Raw genomic sequence first — 21,553 nt, 5'->3', positions numbered from 1 at the left:
GTCGTCGGCCCCGCCCGGGCACCCGCGCTCACGTCGTCGTCTCGGCAGGGCGGGTGTCGGCGGGTGGGTGCAGGCTGGGGGACGAGCGGGGGGAGAGCGCACATGGATCTGGTGACGGCGCGCGCGGCGAAGGTCGAGGCCGCGGGGTTCGTGCGGGAGCTGCTCGCGGGCAAGGTCGAGGCGCGCGGTCTCGAGGCCGACGACGCCGCCGCGGGCGTGCGCTCGTCGCTCGGCGTGAGCCTGGGGCTCTCCCCGCAGTCCGACGGCGGCTACGGGCTTGCCGTGCGGTACCGGCTCGGCGTGCCGACGGCGCGCATGGTCGCGCGCCGCGTGGCCGAGCACGCGGGTCCCGCCGTCGACGTGCGACGCACGGGTCGCATCCGCGCCGTGCCGCCGTCGCTGCCGCGGGGCGTCGGCCCGCGTCCACCCGTCGTGACGGCCCAGGCGCTCGGCGAGACCGGTCGAGTGCGCCCGCTGCGCCCGGGCGTCTCGATCGCGCACGTGGACGTGAGCGCGGGCACGCTCGGGGCGTTCGTGCAGGTCGAGGGCGTGCTGCACGCGCTGTCGAACTTCCACGTGCTCGCCGGGTCGGCGCGCGCCCAGGCGGGGGACGCGATCCTCCAGCCGGGCCCGGCCGACGGCGGCGTCGACCCGCGCGACAAGGTGGGCGAGCTCGCACGCGTGGTCGAGCTCGAGCCCGGCGAGGCGGCCTACGTGGACGCCGCGACGGCACTGCTCGACGCCTCGGAGGTCGACCCCACCTATCCCGTGGGACGCGTGACCGAGCTCGCCCAGGTGGAGGGGGCCGAGGAGGTCGAGAAGATCGGCCGCACCACGGGAGTGACCCGCGGGCGCGTCACGGCGATCGAGCTCGACGACGTCGTGGTCGGATACGGGCCCGGCGTGGGTGAGATCGGCTTCGACGACCAGATCGAGGTCGAGGGTCTGGGTGCCGGGCCGTTCTCGCGCGGCGGTGACAGCGGCTCGCTCGTCTACCGCACGGCCGACGGCGCCGCCGTCGGCCTGCTCTTTGCTGGCTCCGAGAGCGGGGGCGAGAATGGGACCGGGCTGACGTACCTCAACCCGATCGCGACGGTGCTCGAGAAGGTCGGCGCGACGCTGCTGAGGTGACGCCCGCCCGCGCGACGGGACGTCCTCGCCGCGCCGCGAGCCCGTCCGGACAGGGCGGTGAGCGAGGGACCGTGACGGAGATCGAGCAGGCCAGGGTGGCCAAGGCGCACCTGCGCGCGGCGCTCGCGGGCCGCAGCGGCGTCCAGGTGGGCCTGCGTCGCCGAGCCGACGGCTACTGCCTCGTGGTCAACCTCGTCGAGGACGCCGACGGCGCCGGGCTGCCCGAGCACGTCGACGGTGTGCCCGTGGACGTGCGCGTCGTGGGCCGGGTGCGCGCCCAGGGCTGACGCGCTGACCCGCTCACCGGAGCGTGACCGCGCCGAGGTCGATCTCGCCCCGCACCCGACCGCCGTCGACCTCGAGGGACGTCAGGCGCACCCCCGTGACGCGTTCCGCGAGGACGTGCTGCACGTCGACCCGCGCAGCCAGCTCGGGCTGCTGGACGAGGGTCACCGCGCCACACGGCACACCCTGGGCCTCGAGCGTCCTCACGAGCCGGTCGCCGAGCAGACCCACGAGCCGGTCGACCGGCAGCCCGCGCACCGCGACGTCGAGGTCGAGCGTGGCCACGCCGTCGGCGAACCCGTGCAGGCGCGCGACCACCTCGGCCGTACCGGCCATCCGCACCGCGATCCGTTGCGCGCCGGTCACACCGGGCAGCTCGCGCAGATCGAGGGTGACGTGCACGCCGTCGTCGGCCGCACGGACGTCTGCGACCACCGGCGGCAGGGGCGCGGCGGCGCGCGCCAGGGCAAGAATCTCGTCGATCGTGAGCTCGATCCGCATGCTCCGAGTGTGCCCCGGTCAGGGCGGTCGCACCGCCTCAATGTTTCGAGAAGGTAACGATCTGACCTGCGAGGACGCGCGTCCGCGCGCGACGCGGAGGCGGCGGCACGCAGCGGTGACGCCGCAGGTCAGAGGGCGGATCTGGCGCCCGCGCGAGCCGCTCCGTGCACCCCGGGGGGCATGCATGACCTCCCTTTGCCCCTGTCGTGACCATCTGCCTAAGTTGGTCGACGCGCCATGACCATTCGGGGCGACTTTCCTGCGTTGGGGGCCTGACGGCCTGCGGCAGTGGGGCTTTGCCTCGTCCAACCGAAGGGACTCTCATGACGAGCATGACGCGCCGCAAGGGCGCGCTGACGGCCGGGGCGGGCGTGCTGGCCCTGGGCCTGCTCGCCGCCTGCACCAGCACCACCGGCGAGGACGGCGGCGAGACCGCCGGCGGCGACAGCTCCTCGGAGGGCGGCATCCTCGCCGAGCTCCAGGACGCCGGCACCATCACCGTCGGCATCGCGGGTGAGGAGCCCTACAGCTACCTCGACGACGACGGCGAGCTCACGGGCGCCGTCATCGCGTTGCACGAGGAGGTGTTCGCCGAGCTCGGCATCGACAACGTCGAGGGCCAGCTCGTCGAGTGGGACTCCCTCATCCCGGGCCTCAACGCGGGTCGCTTCGACGCGATCAGCGCCGGCATGTCGATCCTCCCGGAGCGCTGCGAGCAGGCCGACTTCTCCATCCCGGAGATCATGTACACGACGGCCTTCATGGTTCCCGAGGGCAACCCGATGGGCCTGGAGAACATGCAGGACGTCGCTGAGGCCGACGACGTCACGTTCGCCGCGATGAGCGGTGCGATCGAGGACGGCTACGCCACCAGCCTCGGTATCGACTCGATGGACGTCGGCTCCCCGACGGACGGCCTCGACGCCGTCGTCAGCGGTCGCGCCGACGTGTTCGCGCTCACCGGCATCTCGCTGCGTGCGCTCGCGGAGAACAACCCCGACGCCCCCGTCGAGGTGACCGACGCGTTCGTCGCCGTGGTCGACGGCAAGGAGCAGGTCGGTGCCGGTGGCACCGTCTTCCGCCCCGAGGACGACGACCTGCGTGAGGCCTACAACGAGGCCTCGGCACAGATCATCGGCGACTCGGCAGAGTTCGAGCGCGTGCTCGGCGAGTTCGGCTTCAGCGAGGCCGAGCGTCCTACCGAGGACATCACCACCGAGATGCTGTGCGCCGGCGAGCTGCCCGACGCCGAGTGATCGAGCGACTCCTTGGACTTCTTTGAGTCTCTGCTGGATGCCTGGCCACAGCTGTGGTCAGGCATCCAGATCACTCTCCAGCTCTCGCTCGGGGGCGCCGCGCTGGCCTTCGTCATCGCGGTCGCCCTCGGGCTGAGCTCGATCTCCGAGATCGGCGTGGTCCGCGGGGTCTCGCGGGTGCTCGTGGAGTTCTTCCGCGGGACGTCGCTCGTGGTGCAGCTGTTCTGGCTGTTCTTCGTGCTCCCCCAGCTCGGCTTCCGGCTCGAGTCGATGGCCGCGGGCATCGTCGCGCTGGGCCTCAACTACGGCGCGTACGGCGCCGAGGTGGTGCGCGGCTCGCTCAACGCCGTACCCAAGGCGCAGTGGGAGGGCACCACCGCGCTCTCGATGCCGTGGGTGACCAAGATGCGCCGCATCATCTGGCCGCAGGCGTGGGCGCTCATGCTGCCCGGCCTCAACAACCTCATGGTGATGCTGGTCAAGGGCACGGCCCTGGCGCTCCTGATCTTCTTGCACGACCTCACGTTCGTGGTCGACGAGCTGCGCCGCACCGAGGGCACGTACTTCGCCTTCGGCGTCGGGTTCGCGCTCTACTACCTGATCTCGCTCGGCTTCTCCACGGTGCTGCGCATGCTCGAGCGGCGCGCCCAGCGCAAGCTCGGGCTCGCGCCCACCAAGGCGCAGACGGCGCAGGCGACGGCAGGGGCGGTGGCCTGATGGGGATCAACTGGGACTGGCAGGACGCCGCGGGCGTCTTCCCCCTGCTGCTCGAGGCCTTCGTCACGAAGACGCTGGTGCTCACGGTGGTCGGTTCGCTCATCGCCGCGGCGCTCGGTCTGGTCTGGGCGGTCGCGTTGCGGGAGCTGCCGACGCCCGTCAGCAAGGTGCTCGCCTGGGTGCTCGACGTCATCCGCATGACGCCGCTGCCGCTGCAGGCGTTCTTCCTCTACTACGTGTTCGTGCAGCTCGACGTCATGACGATCGCGTTCATCGTGCTCGGCGTGCACTACTCGACGTACATGGCCGAGTCGTACCGTGCCGGGATCGAGTCGATCCGCAAGGGACAGTGGGAGGCCGCCACCGCGCTCTCGCTCCCGAAGAGCCGCACGTGGCGAGCGGTGATCGTGCCGCAGGCGCTGCGCGCGACCTTGCCCTCGCTCGGCAACTGGGCGATCGCGATGTTCAAGGACACGCCGTTCCTCATCGTCATCGGCGTGGCCGAGATGGTCACCTCCGCCCGCGAGTACGGCGGGGAGAACTTCACCTACGTCGAGGCGTTCACGATCGCCGGCCTGATCTTCCTCGCCGCCAGCTATCCCACGGCCGTGCTCATGCGCCGATTGGAGAAGAGACTTGCCTACTGACAACCCCACAGGTGGGCCCGCGGACGGCTCGACCAGCGGTGACGCGCCTCGCATCGTCTTCCAGGACGTCGTCAAGAAGTTCGGCGACACCGTCGTCCTCAACGGCCTGAACTTCACGGTCGCCAAGGGCGAGCGCGTCACGCTGATCGGCCCCAGCGGCTCGGGCAAGACGACGATCCTGCGGCTGCTCATGACGCTCGAGCACCTCACGGGCGGCTACATCTACGTGGACGGTGACCCGCTCACGTTCGAGGAGCGCAACGGCAAGCGCGTCGAGCGCAAGCCCAAGGACGTCGCCCGGGTGCGGCGGCGCATCGGCATGGTGTTCCAGCAGTTCAACCTGTTCCCGAACATGAACGTGCTCGAGAACATCACCGAGGCACCGATCCACGTGCTCGGCCGGTCCAAGGACGAGGCCGAGGCCCGGGCGCGCGAGCTGCTCGAGCAGGTGGGGCTCGGCGACAAGGCCGACGCCCACCCCACGCAGCTGTCCGGCGGTCAGCAGCAGCGCGTCGCGATCGCGCGGGCGCTCGCGATGGACCCCGAGATCCTGCTGCTCGACGAGGTCACCTCGGCCCTCGACCCCGAGCTCGTGGGGGAGGTGCTGGGCGTGCTGCGCGAGGTCGCGAAGAACACCGACATCACCATGCTGATCGTCACGCACGAGATGCAGTTCGCCCAGGAGGTCTCGAACCGCGTGCTCATGTTCGACCACGGCCGCATCATCGAGGAGGCCGCGCCGGACGTGATGTTCAGCAACCCCACCGAGCCACGCACCCGGGAGTTCCTCCAGGCCGTCCTCTGACGCGCGCGTGGCCGGGTGCCCACCCTGGTGTGGAGCGTTCCCGACGAAGCCGCCCACCCAGCGGCCGGACGGAACGTCGTCGGGCGCGCTCGTGTTCACTACCGGTGTGAGCGACCAGAGCACCCGCCGCCTGCCCCGCGTCCGCGCGTCCGAGCTCGTGGGCCGCGGCTGGCTGAACACGGGCGGCAAGGACGTCACGCTGGCCGACCTGCGGGGCAAGGTCGTGATCCTCGACTTCTGGACCTTCTGCTGCATCAACTGCCTGCACGTGCTCGACGAGCTGCGCGAGCTCGAGGAGCAGCACCGCGACGTGCTCGTGATCGTGGGCGTGCACTCGCCCAAGTTCGTCCACGAGGCCGATCCGGTGGCCCTCGCCGCCGCCGTCGAGCGCTACGAGGTGCACCACCCCGTGCTCGACGACCCGCAGCTCACCACCTGGTCGGCCTACAGCGCCCGCGCCTGGCCCACGCTCGTGGTGATCGACCCGGAGGGCTACATCGTCGCCCACATGGCCGGTGAGGGGCACAAGCACAACCTCGCGGTGCTGGTGCGGGAGCTGGTCGCCGAGCACGAGGCGAAGGGCACCCTGCACCGCGGCGACGGTCCCTACGTGCCCCCGCCCGCGACGTCGTCGACCCTGCGCTTCCCGGCCAAGGCGGTCCGCCTGCCCAACGGCAACCTGCTGGTCGCGGATGCCGGCCACCACTCCCTGGCCGAGCTCGCGCCCGACGGCGAGACGCTCGTCCGCCGCATCGGCTCGGGCGAGCGCGGCCTCGCCGACGGCGGCCCCGACGACGCCCGGTTCTCCGAGCCCAACGGCCTGTGCCTTGTGCCGGACGAGCTGCGCCCGTGGGTCGACGCGGACGTCGTGGTCGCGGACACGGTCAACCACGCCATCCGCACGGTGCGCCTCTCCGACGGCGCGGTGACCACGGTGGCCGGCACCGGGCGCCAGTTCATGGTGGGCGGGGCGGAGAACGTCGTCGACGACCACCCGACCGCCGACCGTACGGGCAGCGACTACGCGGGCGACCCGCTGCGGATCAACCTCACCTCGCCGTGGGACGTCGCCTGGTCGCAGGACCTCGCGGCGTTCGTCGTCGCGATGGCCGGCAACCACACGATCTGGGCCCTCGACCTCAAGGAGGGTTCGATCACGCACCTCGCCGGCACCATGAACGAGGGCCTGCTCGACGGGCCGGGGCGCGATGCGTGGTTCGCCCAGACGTCCGGGCTCGCCGTCGGCCCGGACGGCCGCATCTGGCTCGCCGACTCCGAGGTGTCCGCGCTGCGCTGGCTCGAACCGACCGACGGCGCGTCCGTCACCGCGCGCACCGCCGTCGGCGCCGGGCTGTTCGACTTCGGCCACCGCGACGGCCCGGCCGACCAGGCGCTGCTCCAGCACCCGCTCGCCGTCGCCGCGCTGCCCGACGGCTCGGTCGCGATCGCCGACACCTACAACGGCGCGATCCGCCGCTGGGCCCCGGCCCCCGACGGACCGGGCGAGGTCACGACCCTCGCGCGCGACCTCGCCGAACCCTCGGGCCTGCTGGTCGAGGTGCACGACGACGGCGCGCTCGACCTGCTGGTGGTCGAGTCCGCCGCGCACCGGCTGACGCGGCTGCGCCTGCCGGTGGGGCTCACGGGCGAGATCCTCGACGCGGGTGCACACCGCACGCAGCGGCCGGTCTCCGAGATCGGCGGCGGCGAGGTGCGCCTCGACGTCGTCTTCACCCCCGCCACCGGCCAGAAGTACGACGACCGGTACGGCCCCTCGACCCGCCTCCAGGTGTCGGCCTCCCCGCCCGAGCTGCTGCTCGACGGCGCGGGCGACGACGTGCCGCTCGAGCGCGTGCTGCGGATCAACCCCGAGGTCACCGAGGGCGTGCTGCACGTGACCGCGCAGGCCGCGTCGTGCGACGCCGACCCGTCGATCGAGTTCCCCGCGTGCCACCTCAACCAGCAGGACTGGGGCGTCCCGGTGCGCGTGGTCGACGGCGGTCCGGCGGTGCTGACCCTCCCGCTGCACGGCTGATGCCCGACGACGGCGCCGCGACGGCCGCCTGGGCGGGCCTCGCCCGGGGCGCGACCGCAGACCTGACCGGCTGGACGCCGTCGGGCCCGGAGCAGACGGCGCTCCGCGCCGAGTACCTCGCCCTGCTCGACGCGCGCGGTGGCGACGCGGTGCGGCGCGACGGCGGGCCCGAGCACCTGACCGTGAGCGGGTTCGTGCTGAGCCCCGACCTCGCGCACGTGCTGCTGTGCCTGCACCGCAAGGGCGGGTTCTGGGTGCAGACCGGCGGGCACATGGAGCCGGGGGACGCGACCCCGGCCCAGGCCGCCCTGCGCGAGGCGCGCGAGGAGAGCGGCATCGCCGACGTCGCGCTCGCGCTGCCCGGCGCCGTAGACGTCGACCGGCACGCGCTGGGCGCGGCGTTCGGCCGCTGTCGCGAGCACTGGGACGTGGGCTACGCGCTGGTCGCGGACGCCGGGGCCGCCACCGCGGTGAGCGACGAGAGCCACGACGTCGCGTGGTTCGCCGTCGACGCCCTGCCCGACGGCGCCGTGGCTGACCTACCGCGCCGCCTCGCCCGGGTGCGCGCCGCGCTGCGCACGTGAGGAGCAGGGGTGGTCGAGGGCGCGCGCGACGACGGCCCTACACTTGGACGTCCCGTTGCGCGACCAGTGGAGGACGAGAGTGAGGACTCTCGCGACGTCCGAGCAGACCTGCAGGCGTTCGTGACCAGTGCGGTCACCGCGTCGACCGGAGGAGACCTCCGCACACGACGCGCGCTGCGTGAGGGCTCCGCCGCCTCGGGTCTTGCCCCCGCGGCGGCCGATCGGTTCCGTCCCGAGATCCAGGGGCTGCGAACCGTCGCCGTCGGCCTCGTCGTGCTCTACCACCTCTGGCCGAACCGCCTCACCGGAGGCTTCGTCGGCGTCGACGTCTTCTTCGTCATCTCGGGCTTCCTGATCACGGCGCACATCCACCGCGAGCTGGTCAGCACGGGCACGATCGGGTTGCGCAGGTTCTGGGCCCGCCGCGTGCGTCGGCTGCTGCCGGCCTCGCTGCTCGTGCTCGTGGCGTCGAGCGTGGCCGCACTCGTCTGGGTGCCGGCGACGATGTGGGACCAGACGGCGCGACAGGTCGTGGCAAGTGCTCTCTACGTGCAGAACTGGGCGCTCGCGGGCGACGCCGTCGACTACATGGCGGCCGACAACGTCCCGACGGTCGCGCAGCACTACTGGTCGCTCTCCGTCGAGGAGCAGTTCTACCTCGTGTGGCCCGTGCTGCTCCTCGGCTTCGCGGCCCTGTGGCGGGCCGCCCCCCGACGCGTCTCGCTGAGCTCCGTGCTCGTCGGAGGGCTCGGTCTCCTCGCGCTGGTCTCGCTCGGGTACTCGGTGTGGGTGACCTCGCAGGACCAGTCGTTCGCGTACTTCGTCACCCCGGCACGGGCCTGGGAGTTCGCGGCGGGAGCGATGCTCGCCCTCGTCGCCGCCAAGGGGTTGCCGGGCCAGGTGTGGCGAGCTCCGCTCGCGTGGGCCGGCCTCGCGGCGGTGCTCGCAGCAGGGCTCGCCTTCGACGGCGCGACGCCTTTCCCTGGCTGGGTCGCGCTGCTCCCGGTGCTCGGGACGGTCGCGGTGCTCGCTGCCGGAACGACGGCGAGCAGGTTCGCGCCCGCCCGGTGGTTGTCCCTGGCGCCCATGCGGTTCGGTGGCGACATCTCGTACTCGGTCTACCTCTGGCACTGGCCGCTGATCGTCGTCTGGCCGCACGCGACGGGGGCGCCGCTCGGGACCGTCGACAAGCTGGCGATCCTGGTGCTGACCGTCCTCCTCGCCTGGGCGAGCAAGGTACTCGTCGAGGACCCGGCGCGTACCTGGGGTGTCCTCGCCGCCGCCCCGTGGCGGACGTTCGCCGCGGGTGCGCTGGGGATGGTCGTTGCCGTGGGCGCCGGTACGGGCCTCACCTGGGAGCTCGACCGTCGAGCGGCCGCAGCCGAGGCCGCGACGCAGCAGGCCGCCGGTCAGGGGTGCGTCGGGCCGACCGCCCTGGACCCTGCGAACGGCTGCGACCCGGTCGAGGGGACGGGTGCGCTCGTCCCGCCTCCCGAGGTCGTCAGCCGGCAGAACACCGAGCCGCTCTACCGAGGGTGTCAGGCGAGCCTCCGAGGCAGCGAGGTCGCCTCGTGCGTCCTCGGCCCCGACCCCGCTGACTCGCACCGCACCGTCGCGATGGTCGGGGACTCCCACGCCACGCAGTGGTTCCCGGCGATGGAGGCAGTGGGCGAGGACCTGGGGTGGACGGTCCGGACGTACACCAAGGCGTCGTGCCCCTTCACCCTCGCCACGCGCGTCCTGGCCTCGGAGCAGACGGACGCCGAGGCTGCTGACTGCGGGGTGTGGCGGGACGCCGTCCTCGCAGAGCTGCTCGCGTCTGACGTCGACGTCGTGGTGACGGCCGCGTACACGACCGCGTACGAGTGGGCGCCATCCGCAGCGCACGACCTCGCCGATCCACGGGTCGACGGGTTCACGGCACTGTGGGCAGAGCTCGTCGAGGCCGGCATCGAGGTGGTCGTGCTCTCCGACGTCCCGAGGACACAGGGGGAGAACGTGCCCAACTGCCTGGCGGCGCACCCTGACGACCGCATGGCCTGTGCGGTCCCGCGTGAGACGGGGCTGACGGGAAGTGCCGTCGTGGACGCCGTCGGGCAGTCCGGCGCCCGCGAGAGCGTGCACCTCATCCAGCTCGACGACGCGTTCTGCGACGACACCACGTGCTACCCGGTGGTCGGCGACATGGTCGTCTACCGCGACTACAGCCACATCGCCGCGGACTACGCGACGGCACTCGCACCACGCCTCGCGACCGAGCTCGAGGAGCTGGTCGGACGGTGAGGCAGGTCAGGCCTGTGGCGCCTGCCGGCCGCCGACGGCGTGGCGCAGCTTGAACCACCCGTAGGCGGCGGTCGCGACGATCAGCAGCACGCCGATCGCCGTCAGCCACAGCAGGCCCTCGATGACTGCGCCCAGCAGCGACACGGCGAGCCAGATCACGAGCAGGGTGACGAGGAGGGCCTTCATGCCTTCCACCCTCGCATCGGGGAACGTGGGGCGCGCGTCGACCGCTCTGTGCGGCAGGTCCAGGGGGCGCGGTCGGACCGGCGTCCTGTCAGCCCTGCCGCCGCACCTCGACCGGGACGGTCTTCCCGCTGGTGACGTCGGTGAGGGCGCGGTCGCCGAGCGGTTGCTCGAGCGGGACCATCACCGTGTCCAGGCAGCCGTCCCCTGCGTTACCCGGCGCCGGGATCGTCGCGGTCAGCTCGAGGCGTATCTGGTCGGCGGTCTCCTCGAGTGCGGTGATCTCGGGCTCGCCGTTGCACGAGGAGGCGTTCACCTGGAGATCGGCGCCGTCACTGGTCCACGCCTCGTGGAAGGGGACCGCCGTGCGCACCGTGTCGGTGGGCCCGGTCCCGCCGCAGCCGGCCACGGCCGCCGCAAGAACCATCACCTGGGTCGCACGGCCTGCGACTCGTGGCATCACCGCTGCCTCTCCTGTCCCGACGCGGGCGGCGGAGGCCTCCCCGCCGCTCCACGGTGCGGCTCAGCCTCCGTCGCCCCTGCCGGCCACCTGGCGCACCAGGGCGAGGGCGTGCGCGCTGGTGCGGGTGAGCACCTGGGCGGGGTCGCCCTCGACCACCAGCTTCTCCGTCCACACGCCGTCGGGCGTGGTGACGGCGAGCCATACGGTGCCCGGCTCCTCGCCCTCGTCGGGCTCGGGTCCGCCGACGCCCGTGACGGCGACGCACAGGTCGGCGCCCAGCAGGCGGGCGGTCGAGCGGGCCATGATCGTGGCGCACTCCTCGGTGACCACGGGGCCGCGTGGCACGCCCAGCAGGTCGAACTTCACCTCGGCCGAGTACGCGACCACGCTGCCGCGGAACCAGTCGCCGGCGCCCGGGCCGGCGGTGAGGACGGTCGCGATGGTCCCGCCGGTCAACGACTCGGCGGTCGCGAGGGTCCAGCCGCGCTCGCGGAGCAGGTCGTCCAGTCCCTCGAGCAGCGTGCTCGCGGCCTCTGCGGTGCGTTCGACGGCGATGTGCAGGTCGGACATGGTCTCAGCCTAGGGAGGACACCCCCACGGCGCGCAGCACGAACGCCTCGGTCGCGGCGATCGCGGCCTCGCGCCCCGCACCGCCGTCGGGCACGCCGCGGCTCGCGAGGCACGCGTTGACCAGCAGCACCGTCGTGTCGACGGGCTGGGCCGCGAAGGCACCTGACGCGATGCCGTCGGCGAGGATCTCGCGCAGGATCTCCTCGACCGGCTCGGCGTGCTCGCGCAGCCGGCGCCCGGTCTCGGCCGAGATCACCGAGCGCAGGTCCGGGCCCGGGGCGAGGTGGAAGACGCGCTTGAGCTGGGCGTGCTGGCGCACGTAGGTGCGGAGCTTCTCGACCGGGTCGTCCACGCCCGCGAGCGCGCGCTCGAGCGACGCGACCCACTGCTCGGTCTCGTGCGTGATGAACGCGAGGAGCAGCGACTCCTTGTCGGGGAAGTGGTTGTAGACCGCCGTACGGCCGATGCCCGCGGCGGCCGCGATGTCGGCGAGGCTGATCGCGTGGAAGCCGCGATCGGCCATGAGGGCGGTCAGGGCGGCGAACAGCTTGTTGCGGGTCTGCTCGCGGTGCTCGCTCAGCGAGCCCCCGATGATCTTGGGCACACGTCTATTGTTCCACCGCTCGCCGGGAGATCGGTGGGGCTTGCGGTGCGTCCTAGGGTCGAACCATGACCGAGCCGATCGAACCGGACACCAAGGACTGGACGTGGGTGCTGCAGCAGCCGTGCCCCGAGTGCGGGCTCGACGCCTCCTCGATCCGCGGCACGTCGCTCTCGCACCTCGTGCCGGCGTGGGTCGAGCGGTGGCAGGACGTGCTCGAACGTCCCGGCGCCACGAGCCGCCCCGCGGCCACCGTGTGGTCGCCGCTCGAGTACGCGTGCCACGTGCGCGACGTCTTCACCGTGTTCGACGAGCGCGTGCGGCTGATGCTCACCGAGGACGCGCCGACCTTCCCGAACTGGGACCAGGACGAGACCGCGCTCGAGCGCCGCTACGCGGACCAGGCGCCGGCGCTGGTGAGTGACGAGCTGGCCGAGGCGGGCGCGGCGATCGCCGCGAGGTTCGCGTCCGTGGACGGTGAGCAGTGGCAGCGCCCGGGGCTGCGGAGCAACGGCTCGGCTTTCACGGTCGAGACGCTGGGTCAGTACTTCGCGCACGACGTCGTCCACCACCTCCACGACGTCCACGCCTGAGGCCGGGCCGCGAGGCCTTGTGGAACGTTGTCCGCGGAAGCCGCCGGGCCACCTTCCGCGCTCGTGGTTTGCGTCGCTCGAGGCGGACGAGGATCACCCGTTCGGCCCAGCGCGCGAGGTCGTCGTGCACCAGTTTTGTCCACAGGGTTGTGCATCGCCTGGGGATCGTGCGGCTCCGCCTGTGGACGAACCTGTGACTCATCGGTGGACGAAAACTGGTGGTCGCCGGGGCCTTGTCGGCCGTTCACCGCAGGTCTAGAAATGGGTCATCGGCAAGCAAGGTCAGCCGCACCGGCCGGGGAGACCCGGACGGATCCGACCAGGGAGACCTGGGAGGGCGACGGACCGGGGAGACCCGGATCGCCGCGCAGCTGGAGGCGCTTCCGGTGCTCACCGGCTCACGGTGGACCGGCTCGGCGGGGCGACTCGCAGGGCACTCGGCAGGGCGACCTGCCGGGCTGTGGACGACGCCACAGGGGCCGCACGGATCGGTGGGTGATCATCAGGACCGACAGCTCGACCTGACCGCCTCGGCGCAGGGGAGAGCGACGGGTCCACCGCACGTCGGCGCGGGACCGCCGTCCTCCGGGCAACCGGAACGCGAAGGTCGGATGATCAACAGCAAGGCCCCTCGGACGCTTACTCCGAGGGGCCTTTGCTGTTGCGCGCGTGCACGCCCAGGGTAAGCGGCGAGCCCTCCACCCGCCCCCAACGACACACCCACCCGGCCCAAAGGTTCGAAGGCGAACCTGCGCGCACAAGTGGACGTTCAGACCGCCTCTCTCTGCGTGCGGGTTCGTATCTGCGGCGGGGCGGCGGGGCGGCGGGGCGGCGGGAAGGCAGGGCGTCGGATGCGGGCGCGCGTGGAACAGCGCCGCACGCGCACGCGTTCACCTGGGCAGACGAGCAAGGGAGCCCCGCGTGACCAACCTCGAGGCCGTACCGCCCGAGCTCGACTGCCGCGACGCGCCGTCGTCGGCGGTCGAGGTGCTGCAGCCGCGCGACGTCCCCCTCGGCGGCCCGCGCGCCATGACCGTGCGTCGCACGCTCCCGCAGCGGCGCCGCTCGTTCATCGGGGCCTGGTGCTTCGCGGACCACTACGGGCCCGACGACGTCTCGATCACCGGCGGCATGCGCGTCCCGCCGCACCCGCACACGGGGCTGCAGACGGTGAGCTGGCTGTTCAGCGGCGAGATCGAGCACCGCGACAGCCTCGGCACGCACGCCCTGGTGCGGCCCGGCGAGCTCAACCTCATGACGGCGGGCCACGGGATCAGCCACTCGGAGGACTCGACCGACGACACCCGTGTGCTGCACGGCGTCCAGCTGTGGGTGGTGCTGCCCGAGGTGCTGCGCGACGTCCCGCCGGCCTTCGAGCACCACGTGCCACCCGTGACGACGCTGCCCGACGGCCAGCTGCGCGTGTTCCTGGGCTCGCTGGGCGGGGTGGCGTCCCCGGTCGCGACCTTCTCGCCGCTGCTGGGCGCCGAGCTGCGCCTGCACGACGGCGCCAGGCACCGGTTCGCCGTCGACCCGGCGCACGAGCACGGCCTCCTCGTCGACGCGGGCGAGGCGGTGGTGGGCGGCGTGCACGTGCGCGCCGGTGAGCTCGCCTACGTGCCGCCCGGCAGCGACGCGCTCGAGGTCGAGGCCGGCGCCGGCGGCGGAGAGCTGCGCGCCCTCGTGCTGGGTGGCGCACCACTGGGCGAGCGCATCGTCATGTGGTGGAACTTCATCGGCCGCAACCACGACGACGTCGTCGCGGCGCGTGACGCGTGGCAGGCCCAGCTCGCTGCCGCCGACCCCGAGGGCACCGCGGCCCCGGGCCGCTTCGGCCAGGTCCACGGCCACCCGGAGCCCCACCTCCCGGCCCCACCCATGCCGACCCAACGCCTCCTCCCGAGATCCTGACGGGCCCCGCCGCTCCACCCATCTCGGCGGGTGGGGGGCGGGCGCGGGCGCGGGCTGGGGGGCGGGTCACTCGTTCGGGTGGGGTGGGGCGGGATCGTCTCAGTGTCCGATATGTCCGGTTGCCGAGCCCCGGGTCCGGGGTCACGATGAATCTTCCCGGTCGCGTGCCAGGCGCGCCCGGCACGGACTGGAGGCCCCCGTGGCGACAACCGACGCTCCCAGGTCCAGCCTGATGCACGACGTCGCGCTCGATCGCGAACGGCTGCGCAGGCGCCGGTTCTACCGCGTCGCCGCGGTGCTCATCGTGCTCGAGGCGTACGTCATCGGCATGGCGCTCGCGGGCCGGCCGTTGCTCCCGGTCCCGGCGCTCGACCCGTTCCTCATCGTCATCATCGTGTTCTTCGCGCTGCTGCTGCTCGTGGTGGGCGGCACGCAGGTGGTCGCCGGCCGCTCGCCGCACCTCACCTACCGGCCCGAGCAGGTGGACGTCACTCTCGACGACGTGATCGGCATCGACCCGATCAAGGAGGACGTGCGCCGTTCGATCGACCTCTTCCAGACCCACCGGCGCTTCGCCGAGCAGATGGGCGGCTCGCCGCGCCGCGGCCTGCTGTTCGAGGGCCTCCCCGGCACCGGCAAGACGATGACCGCCAAGGCGATGGCGGCCGAGGCCGGCGTCCCCTTCCTCTTCGTCTCCGCGACCTCGTTCCAGTCGATGTACTACGGCGCGACCGCCAAGAAGATCCGCGCGTACTTCACCGCGCTGCGCAAGGCCGCACGCGCCGAGGGCGGTGCGATCGGCTTCATCGAGGAGATCGACGCGATCGCGCTGCGCCGCGGCGGCATGCTCGCCCCGGGCACGCGCATGACGACGTCGTCCCACGCGGGGGTCCCGGGGACGGTCCAGAACGCGATGATCAGCGAGGGCACGGGCGGCGTGGTCAACGAGCTGCTGGTGCAGATGCAGTCCTTCGACCAGCCCACGGGCGGCGCGAAGCTGCTCAACCGGCTCATCGCGGGCATCAACCTGCTGCTCTCGGCCGACCAGCAGATCCCGCAGATCAAGCCCGTGCGTGCGCCGATCCTGCTGATCGCCGCGACCAACCGCGCCGACAGCCTGGACCCCGCGCTGCTGCGCCCCGGTCGGTTCGACCGCCGCCTCACGTTTCCCGCACCGGACGTGCACGGCCGCCGCGCGCTGGTCGACCGCTTCCTGCGCACGCGCTCGCACGCGCCCGAGCTCGACGAGCCAGCGCTGCGCGAGCGGGTCGCCGCCGCGACCAACGGCTGGACCCCGGTCATGATCGAGCACCTGCTCGACGAGGCCCTGGTCAACGCGCTGCGCCGCGGCGCTGACCGGATGACGTTCGCCGACGTCGAGAGCGCGCGCATCACCGAGATGGTGGGCATCGGCCAGCCCGTCGAGTACACGCTCGCGGAGCAGGAGCTCATCGCGACGCACGAGGCCGGGCACGCCGTCGTCGCCTGGCTCGTGGCGCCCAACCGGACGCTCGAGGTCCTCACGATCGTCAAGCGCGGCGAGTCCCTGGGCCTCCTCGCGCACGGCGATGCCGAGGAGGTCTACACGCACTCGTCGAGCGACCTGCGCGCGCTCGTCCAGATCGCGATGGGCGGCCTGGTGGCCGAGGAGATCTTCTTCGGCCGCACGTCCACCGGCCCGGCGAGCGACCTCGCGGCCGCGACACGGACGGCGGCGCAGATGGTGGGCGCCGCGGGCATGACCGGCTCGCTCGTCTCGTTCATGGCGGCCGAGGGCGACCTGGTCACGTCGGTGCTGCGCGACGCGTCGGCCCGCGAGCAGCTCGAGAAGGTGCTCGACGAGGCCAAGGAGCGCGCCACCTGGCTGCTGACCCGCAACCTGCACCTGGTCGAGGCCCTGCGCGACGCCCTGCTCGAACGCCACGAGCTCATCGGCCCGCAGATCACCGACGTCCTCCACGCTGCCGTTGCCGCGCACGCGGCGGAGCACACGCTGTCGCCCGAGGCCGCAGCGAGCTCGGCCGCCTGACCCGGCCCGACGTCGCCGACGGCGTCAGTGGGTCGCCCTGGCCCGGGCCGCGAGCGCCTCGACCGACCCCGTGTCGTAGTCCGGCCGCCCACCGGCATGGGTGACCGTGAGCGCGGCGGCTGCGGACCCCCACCACGCGGCGACCTCGGCCGGCTCGCCCCGCAGCAGCGCGGCCGAGAGCCCGGCGACGAACGCGTCGCCGCCGCCGGTCGGGTCCACCGCGGGCCCGGCGTCGAGCAGCGGCATCACCACGTACCCGCCGTCCCACGCGACCACGTTCGCCTCGGTCCCGGCCGCGAGGGCGACGACGGCGGGGCCGCGCCCCTGGAGCTCGCGTGCGGCCTCGAGCGTCGCGTCGACCCCGGACGGCTCGTCGCCGAGCAGCAGCGCGGCCTCGGCCGCGTCAGCGCGCAGCACGTGCGCGCCACCCAGCAGGGCGTCCCGCACACCGTCGTCCTCGGGGGCGCCGTCCGCGACCACGCGCACGCCGGCCGCGCGCGCGATCCGCAGCACCTCGAGCACGGCGTCGCCGGGCTGCTGGAGCTGGAGCAGCACCGCATCGGCCCGGGCGAGCATCTCACCCGCAGCGCGCACGTCGTCGGGCGTCAGCAACGCCTCACCCGGCACGTGCTCGAGCAGGCGCCGCGTGCCGTCCGCCTCGACGAGGTCCACGAGCAGCGCCGTCGTGCCCCGCCGCGCCACGGCGTCCACGGCGATCCCGTCGCTCCGCGCCTCGTCGAGCACCATCGCACCGGCCGGGTCGTCGCCCACCACGGCGACCAGCGCGGCCTCGTGCCCCAGCAGTCGGCAGCCCACCGCCTGGTTCGCGCCCTTGCCGCCCAGCAGCTCGCGCCGGCCGCGCACGTCGGCCGCACCGCCGCCGTCGGGCAGCGCGTCGACCGTCAGCACCAGGTCGCGGCCCACCTGTCCCACCACGGCCACGCGTCCCATCCCGCCTCCGTCCCGCGACGCCCGGGCGGCGCCGCCCTCCCAGGCTGGGGCCCGACGACGGCGCGCGCGACCGGGCGTGGTCTGGTGCACTGTGCGCCATGACGCGTGCGCTCGACCCGTGGTCGCTCCCCGAGGCCGCGGTGCAGCAGCCGAGCCCGCAGGCGCGCGCCTCGGTGCTGGCCGTGTCGAACGGCTGGGTGGGCGTGCGCGGCGCGCTCGACGAGCTGCGGCCGGCCGCCGGGCCGGCGACCCTCATGGCCGCGGCGCACGACGACGTGCCGCTCACCTACGCCGAGCCCGCCTACGGCTACCCGAGCTCGAGCGAGCACCTCGTCCCGGTGCCCGACGCGTGGGCGGTCCAGCTGCGGGTCGACGACCACCCGTTCGACGTGCGCCTCGAGCCCGAGCGCCACGAGCGCACGCTCGACCTGCGCCGGGCCGTGCTGCGCCGCGAGCTCGACTGGACAACGCCGTCGGGTGCGCGCGTCGAGGTGCGCAGCGACCGGTTTGCGTCCCTCGCGCGCCGCGAGCTGGTGCTGGTGCAGTACGAGGTGCGCGCGACGACGGCGGCGCGGGTCGAGCTGCGCCCGTTCCCCTGCTGCGCCGGTGCCCCGGGTGCGGCCGAGGCCCCCGAGCCGGACCCCGACCGCCCTGCGCTCGTGGTCGAGGCGTGCGCGCACGACGGCGAGCGGTCCACCACCGTGCACCGCGCCGTGCGCTCGGGCGTGCGTGTCGGGGCCGCGGGCGTGCACCGCGTCGAGGCGGCCGACGGCGTCCAGGTGCACAGGGGTGGCGGCCCGCACGTGACGACCCTCGCGGCCGACCTCGCCCCGGGGCAGTGGCTGCGCCTCGTGCTGCCCGTCGCCTACGTCGCGGGCCCGGACCGGGCGGCGGACGGTCTGCTCGCCGACGCGCGCGCGGTGCTCGACGGCGTCGCGGACCTCGGCTGGGACGCGTTGCTGGACGAGCACGCCGCGGTGCTCGCGGAGGTCTGGGAGCACGGCGACGTGGTGCTCGACGGCGACGAGGAGCTGCAGCGCGCCGTGCGCTACGGGATCCTCCAGGCCGTGCAGGCGGGCGCGGGCTCGGCCGACGTCGGCATCCGCGCCAAGGGCCTCACCGGCACGGGCTACGACGGTCACACCTTCTGGGACGCCGACACCTACGTGGCGCCCGTGCTCGACCACGTGCTGCCCGCGGGCGCGCAGGCCCACCTGCGCTGGCGGCACGCGACCCTGCCCGCCGCGCGCGACCGGGCGCGGGTGCTCGGCCTCGAGGGCGCCGCGTACCCGTGGCGCACCATCACGGGCCGTGAGAGCTCGGGCTACTGGCCCGCCGGCTCGGCCGCGGTGCACGCGACCGCGGACGTGGCCGACGCCGTCGTCCGGCACGCCGTCGTGACGCGTGACGAGACGTTCCTGCGCGAGGTGGCCCTGGACGTCGTCGTGGAGGCCGCACGCATGTACGCCGGGCTGGGGCGGTGGGGTAGCGACGGGCGCTTCCACATCGACGGCGTGACCGGGCCGGACGAGTACAGCGCGCTGCTCGACGACAACGCCTTCACCAACCTCATGGCCGCGCGCACGCTGCGCTGGGCGGCGCTCCTGACCAGCCGGCTGCCGCAGGAGGCCGGTGAGCGCGGCGTGACGCCCGACGAGCGCGCGGCGTGGCAGCGGGCGGCCGAGGCGATCGCGGTCCCGTACGACGACGAGCTGGGCGTGACCCAGCAGGCCGCGCGCTACACCGAGCTCGCGGTGTGGGATTTCGCGGCCGAACGCCCGCAGGACTACCCGCTGCACGGCAGCTCGCACTACAGCGCGCTGTACCGGCACCAGGTTCTCAAGCAGGCCGACGTCGTCATGGCGGCCTACCTCGCGCACGACGCGTTCACGCCCGAGCAGAAGCGGCGCGACCTCGACTACTACGAGCCGCTCACGGTGCGCGACTCGTCGCTCTCGGCGCCCCCGCAGGCGGTGGTCGCGGCGGAGGTCGGGTACCTCGACCTCGCGTGGGCGTACACGCGCGAAACCGCCCTGGTGGACCTGCGCGACGACGGCCGCCCCACCGCCGACGGCGTGCACGTGGCCGCCCACGCGGGTGCGTGGACCGCGCTCGTGGCGGGGTTCGGCGGGCTGCGCTGGGACGACGACGGCCTGCACCTGCGGCCCGTGCTCCCGCCCGCGCTGCGCGGGCTCTCGTTCGGTCTGCGGCTCGGGCCGTCGACGTTCCGCGTGCAGGTGACGCCGACGACGGCGACCTACCGGCTCACGGGCGGCCCCCGGGTCGTGCTGACGCACGACGGCGGGCGTGTGGAGCTCACGCCGGCGGTACCTGAGGTGACGCGCCCGGTGTCGCCGCGCCCGGCACCGGGCCCGACCCCGCGCCAACCTCCGGGTCGCGAGCCGTTCGCCTGAGACGGGAGGCTCGGCCGCCTGAGGACGCGCTTGCCGCCGGACTACGGCCTCGGCAGACGCGGGTCGTCCGGCGAGACGTGCTCGAGGCTCGTGGCGATCTCCTGAAGTTCCGCGAGATCCGCACCAGCGACGACCAGTCGATAGCTGGCCTCGTCGGTCGTCCAACGCAGGCCGGCCCCGCCCTGCTCCTGCGGGAGGTAGACCGCGCGGACGTCCCCGACGGTCGTGTACTGCTGCTCCGTCGCCCACGACGCCCGCATCTCGACGGCGCCGCGTGCCGGCGTCGTCACCTCCAGGTAGAGGTAGCCACCGGACTCGTACTGCACGGTCCAGCGGTACACGGTGCCCTCCGGGTCGGGGGCGTGCACGGGAACCGAGCGGAAGCCCTCGGGCGTCGCCACGAGGCCGTCGTCGTCCAGAGAGGTGTCGAGGATCCCCACCAGCTCCTCGACGGAGACCCCGGCGGCCTCGGTGAACCACCGGATGCCCTCGTCATCGGTCCACGAGACGAAGTGGTGCCCCGCCGGCGGGCTCAGCACCTGGGCGGCGTGACCCCGCACGGTCGTCCGGCCGAGGTTCGTGGCCCCGCGGAACGCCTGCGTGACGTCGCGGTAGACGACGACCCCTCGTCGACCGACCTCGTCGTGGAGCACGGCGACGGGGATGGCGTCGCACACGGCCGGACCTGACGTCACGTGCGCCGTCTCGGGCGTGCGGTCACCGACGAGGTACAGGCTCTCGCGCACCTGCGGCACCGAGCCCCACAGGTCTCGGGGGACGGGTTGGTCCGGGTCCGAGAGACCGGGGACCGGAAGGTCCTCGTTGGTGCAGCCCATGCCCACCGCAGCGGCTGGCAGCACGCCGAGGGCCTGCGGCACTCCCGTCGACGGTCCGTCCCCGTCGCCGTTCCCGCCCAGCGGCCAGACCACCGCTGCGACCGCTGCGACGCCGGCGGCGGCGGTGAGACGTCGCACACCGAGTGCACGACGACGCCTGCGGTAGGCCAGATCGTCGACGCCGGCCCGGCGGGCCTCGACGTGAGACCGAGCGCGGGCCAGCCCGGCCTCGTCCACGGGCACAGAAGGAGCCAGCTCGAGCAGGAGGGTCCACGCGTCGCGGGTCATCGGTGTTCTCCCTGAACAGAAGGAAGGGTGGGATCGGGGTCGAGCGCCGACATGGGCGGGGTGGGTGTACGCGTGCGGGTTGCGTCGTCGGCCACGGCACGGTCCGCCGCGGCGCTCAGCCGACGGCGGGCGCGGGAGAGGCGCATGCGGAACGTCGCCGGGCTGCAGCCGGCGACGTGCGCGGCGTCCGCAGGCGAGAGCCCGTCCCAGCCGGTGAGGAACAACGCCTCGCGTTCCCGTGGACTGAGCTCGGCAAGCGCGGTGAGCAGGCTCTCCCGCTCGTCGAGACCGATGTGCGGATCGTCGTCCGCCCGCACGAGGTGGGCGACCCTGCCCAGCTCTGCCTCGACGGCGCGCCTGCGGTAGACCGAGCGACGGCGGTTGGCGATGGTGTTGCGCGCGACCACCAGGAGCCAGGGGAGTGAGTCGCCCTGGAGAGGTTGGAGGCTCCTGACCTTGGAAACGAGGAT

General features: G+C 73.4%; 21 protein-coding genes. 13 read left to right on the top strand and 8 right to left on the bottom strand.

Annotation, left to right across the window (positions count from 1 at the left end):
• Window positions 1–102 precede the first annotated feature (102 nt).
• Both GXB85_RS15900 and GXB85_RS15895 read left to right on the top strand, forming a co-directional pair.
• Window positions 103–1,131, top strand: coding sequence for a hypothetical protein (locus tag GXB85_RS15900; protein ID WP_161918640.1), 1,029 nt, complete (start codon window positions 103–105; stop codon window positions 1,129–1,131).
• A 71-nt stretch (window positions 1,132–1,202) separates the two neighbouring features.
• A complete protein-coding gene (locus GXB85_RS15895; protein WP_161918639.1) occupies window positions 1,203–1,418 on the top strand; it encodes a hypothetical protein in 216 nt (71 codons plus the stop codon).
• A 13-nt stretch (window positions 1,419–1,431) separates the two neighbouring features.
• On the opposite strand, the gene GXB85_RS15890 is transcribed toward GXB85_RS15895, so the two are convergent.
• Entirely contained in the window at window positions 1,432–1,917 is a 486-nt protein-coding gene (locus GXB85_RS15890) for a hypothetical protein (RefSeq protein ID WP_161918638.1), read from the bottom strand.
• A 323-nt stretch (window positions 1,918–2,240) separates the two neighbouring features.
• Here GXB85_RS15890 and ehuB point away from each other — a divergent pair, with 323 nt between their 5' ends.
• From ehuB to GXB85_RS15855, 7 genes are all read left to right on the top strand, one after another.
• Window positions 2,241–3,173, top strand: a complete 933-nt coding sequence (ehuB, locus tag GXB85_RS15885) for an ectoine/hydroxyectoine ABC transporter substrate-binding protein EhuB (protein WP_237728333.1) — start codon at window positions 2,241–2,243, stop codon at window positions 3,171–3,173.
• 12 nt (window positions 3,174–3,185) lie between these two features.
• Window positions 3,186–3,890, top strand: a complete 705-nt coding sequence (locus GXB85_RS15880; RefSeq protein WP_161918637.1) for an amino acid ABC transporter permease — start codon at window positions 3,186–3,188, stop codon at window positions 3,888–3,890.
• Entirely contained in the window at window positions 3,890–4,537 is a 648-nt protein-coding gene (locus GXB85_RS15875) for an amino acid ABC transporter permease (RefSeq protein WP_161918636.1), read from the top strand. Before GXB85_RS15880 ends, GXB85_RS15875 begins: the two co-directional genes overlap by 1 nt.
• Window positions 4,527–5,342 carry an ectoine/hydroxyectoine ABC transporter ATP-binding protein EhuA gene (gene ehuA, locus GXB85_RS15870; RefSeq protein ID WP_161918635.1) on the top strand — a complete coding sequence of 272 codons (816 nt, stop codon included), beginning with the start codon at window positions 4,527–4,529 and terminating at the stop codon, window positions 5,340–5,342. Before GXB85_RS15875 ends, ehuA begins: the two co-directional genes overlap by 11 nt.
• 106 nt (window positions 5,343–5,448) lie before the next feature.
• On the top strand, window positions 5,449–7,377 hold the full coding sequence (locus GXB85_RS15865) for an NHL domain-containing thioredoxin family protein (RefSeq protein ID WP_161918634.1): 1,929 nt from the start codon (window positions 5,449–5,451) through the stop codon (window positions 7,375–7,377).
• Window positions 7,377–7,961 (top strand): NUDIX hydrolase, encoded by a 585-nt coding sequence (locus tag GXB85_RS15860; protein WP_161918633.1) that lies wholly within the window; start codon window positions 7,377–7,379, stop codon window positions 7,959–7,961. Before GXB85_RS15865 ends, GXB85_RS15860 begins: the two co-directional genes overlap by 1 nt.
• A gap of 120 nt (window positions 7,962–8,081) precedes the next feature.
• A complete protein-coding gene (locus GXB85_RS15855; protein ID WP_370524291.1) occupies window positions 8,082–10,244 on the top strand; it encodes an acyltransferase family protein in 2,163 nt (720 codons plus the stop codon).
• A 6-nt stretch (window positions 10,245–10,250) separates the two neighbouring features.
• Here the strand turns inward: GXB85_RS15855 and GXB85_RS15850 are convergent, their stop codons facing one another.
• The 4 genes from GXB85_RS15850 to GXB85_RS15835 form a co-directional block, all read right to left on the bottom strand.
• Window positions 10,251–10,430: a hypothetical protein gene (locus tag GXB85_RS15850; protein WP_161918632.1), complete on the bottom strand. Its 180-nt coding sequence runs from the start codon at window positions 10,428–10,430 to the stop codon at window positions 10,251–10,253.
• 88 nt (window positions 10,431–10,518) lie between these two features.
• Window positions 10,519–10,887 carry a hypothetical protein gene (locus GXB85_RS15845; RefSeq protein WP_161918631.1) on the bottom strand — a complete coding sequence of 123 codons (369 nt, stop codon included), beginning with the start codon at window positions 10,885–10,887 and terminating at the stop codon, window positions 10,519–10,521.
• Between the two features lie 63 nt (window positions 10,888–10,950).
• Window positions 10,951–11,460, bottom strand: a complete 510-nt coding sequence (locus GXB85_RS15840; RefSeq protein WP_161918630.1) for a CinA family protein — start codon at window positions 11,458–11,460, stop codon at window positions 10,951–10,953.
• A 4-nt stretch (window positions 11,461–11,464) separates the two neighbouring features.
• The gene (locus GXB85_RS15835) at window positions 11,465–12,064 is read right to left on the bottom strand and encodes a TetR/AcrR family transcriptional regulator (protein ID WP_161918629.1); all 600 of its coding nucleotides are present in this window, start codon (window positions 12,062–12,064) and stop codon (window positions 11,465–11,467) included.
• A gap of 65 nt (window positions 12,065–12,129) precedes the next feature.
• On the opposite strand from GXB85_RS15835, the gene GXB85_RS15830 reads away from it, so the two are divergent.
• From GXB85_RS15830 to GXB85_RS15820, 3 genes are all read left to right on the top strand, one after another.
• Window positions 12,130–12,654 carry a DinB family protein gene (locus GXB85_RS15830; protein WP_161918628.1) on the top strand — a complete coding sequence of 175 codons (525 nt, stop codon included), beginning with the start codon at window positions 12,130–12,132 and terminating at the stop codon, window positions 12,652–12,654.
• Between the two features lie 921 nt (window positions 12,655–13,575).
• Window positions 13,576–14,565, top strand: a complete 990-nt coding sequence (locus GXB85_RS15825) for a pirin family protein (RefSeq protein ID WP_161918627.1) — start codon at window positions 13,576–13,578, stop codon at window positions 14,563–14,565.
• A 232-nt stretch (window positions 14,566–14,797) separates the two neighbouring features.
• Window positions 14,798–16,594, top strand: coding sequence for an AAA family ATPase (locus GXB85_RS15820; protein ID WP_161918626.1), 1,797 nt, complete (start codon window positions 14,798–14,800; stop codon window positions 16,592–16,594).
• Between the two features lie 24 nt (window positions 16,595–16,618).
• Here the strand turns inward: GXB85_RS15820 and GXB85_RS15815 are convergent, their stop codons facing one another.
• Window positions 16,619–17,545, bottom strand: a complete 927-nt coding sequence (locus GXB85_RS15815) for a PfkB family carbohydrate kinase (RefSeq protein WP_161918625.1) — start codon at window positions 17,543–17,545, stop codon at window positions 16,619–16,621.
• Between the two features lie 98 nt (window positions 17,546–17,643).
• Between GXB85_RS15815 and GXB85_RS15810 the strand changes: the two genes are divergently transcribed.
• Window positions 17,644–19,959 (top strand): glycoside hydrolase family 65 protein, encoded by a 2,316-nt coding sequence (locus GXB85_RS15810; RefSeq protein ID WP_161918624.1) that lies wholly within the window; start codon window positions 17,644–17,646, stop codon window positions 19,957–19,959.
• 41 nt (window positions 19,960–20,000) lie between these two features.
• On the opposite strand, the gene GXB85_RS15805 is transcribed toward GXB85_RS15810, so the two are convergent.
• Entirely contained in the window at window positions 20,001–21,083 is a 1,083-nt protein-coding gene (locus tag GXB85_RS15805; RefSeq protein WP_161918623.1) for a hypothetical protein, read from the bottom strand.
• Window positions 21,080–21,490 (bottom strand): sigma factor-like helix-turn-helix DNA-binding protein, encoded by a 411-nt coding sequence (locus GXB85_RS15800; protein WP_370524290.1) that lies wholly within the window; start codon window positions 21,488–21,490, stop codon window positions 21,080–21,082. The genes GXB85_RS15805 and GXB85_RS15800 overlap by 4 nt, the downstream gene beginning before the upstream one ends.
• Between the last annotated feature and the right edge of the window lie 63 nt (window positions 21,491–21,553).

It is taken from the genome of Cellulomonas sp. APG4 (assembly GCF_009996735.1).
Taxonomy (GTDB): Bacteria; Actinomycetota; Actinomycetes; order Actinomycetales; family Cellulomonadaceae; genus Actinotalea.
The sequence above is the reverse complement of the archived record's forward strand: the minus strand, read 5'-3'. Positions and strand labels throughout refer to the sequence as shown.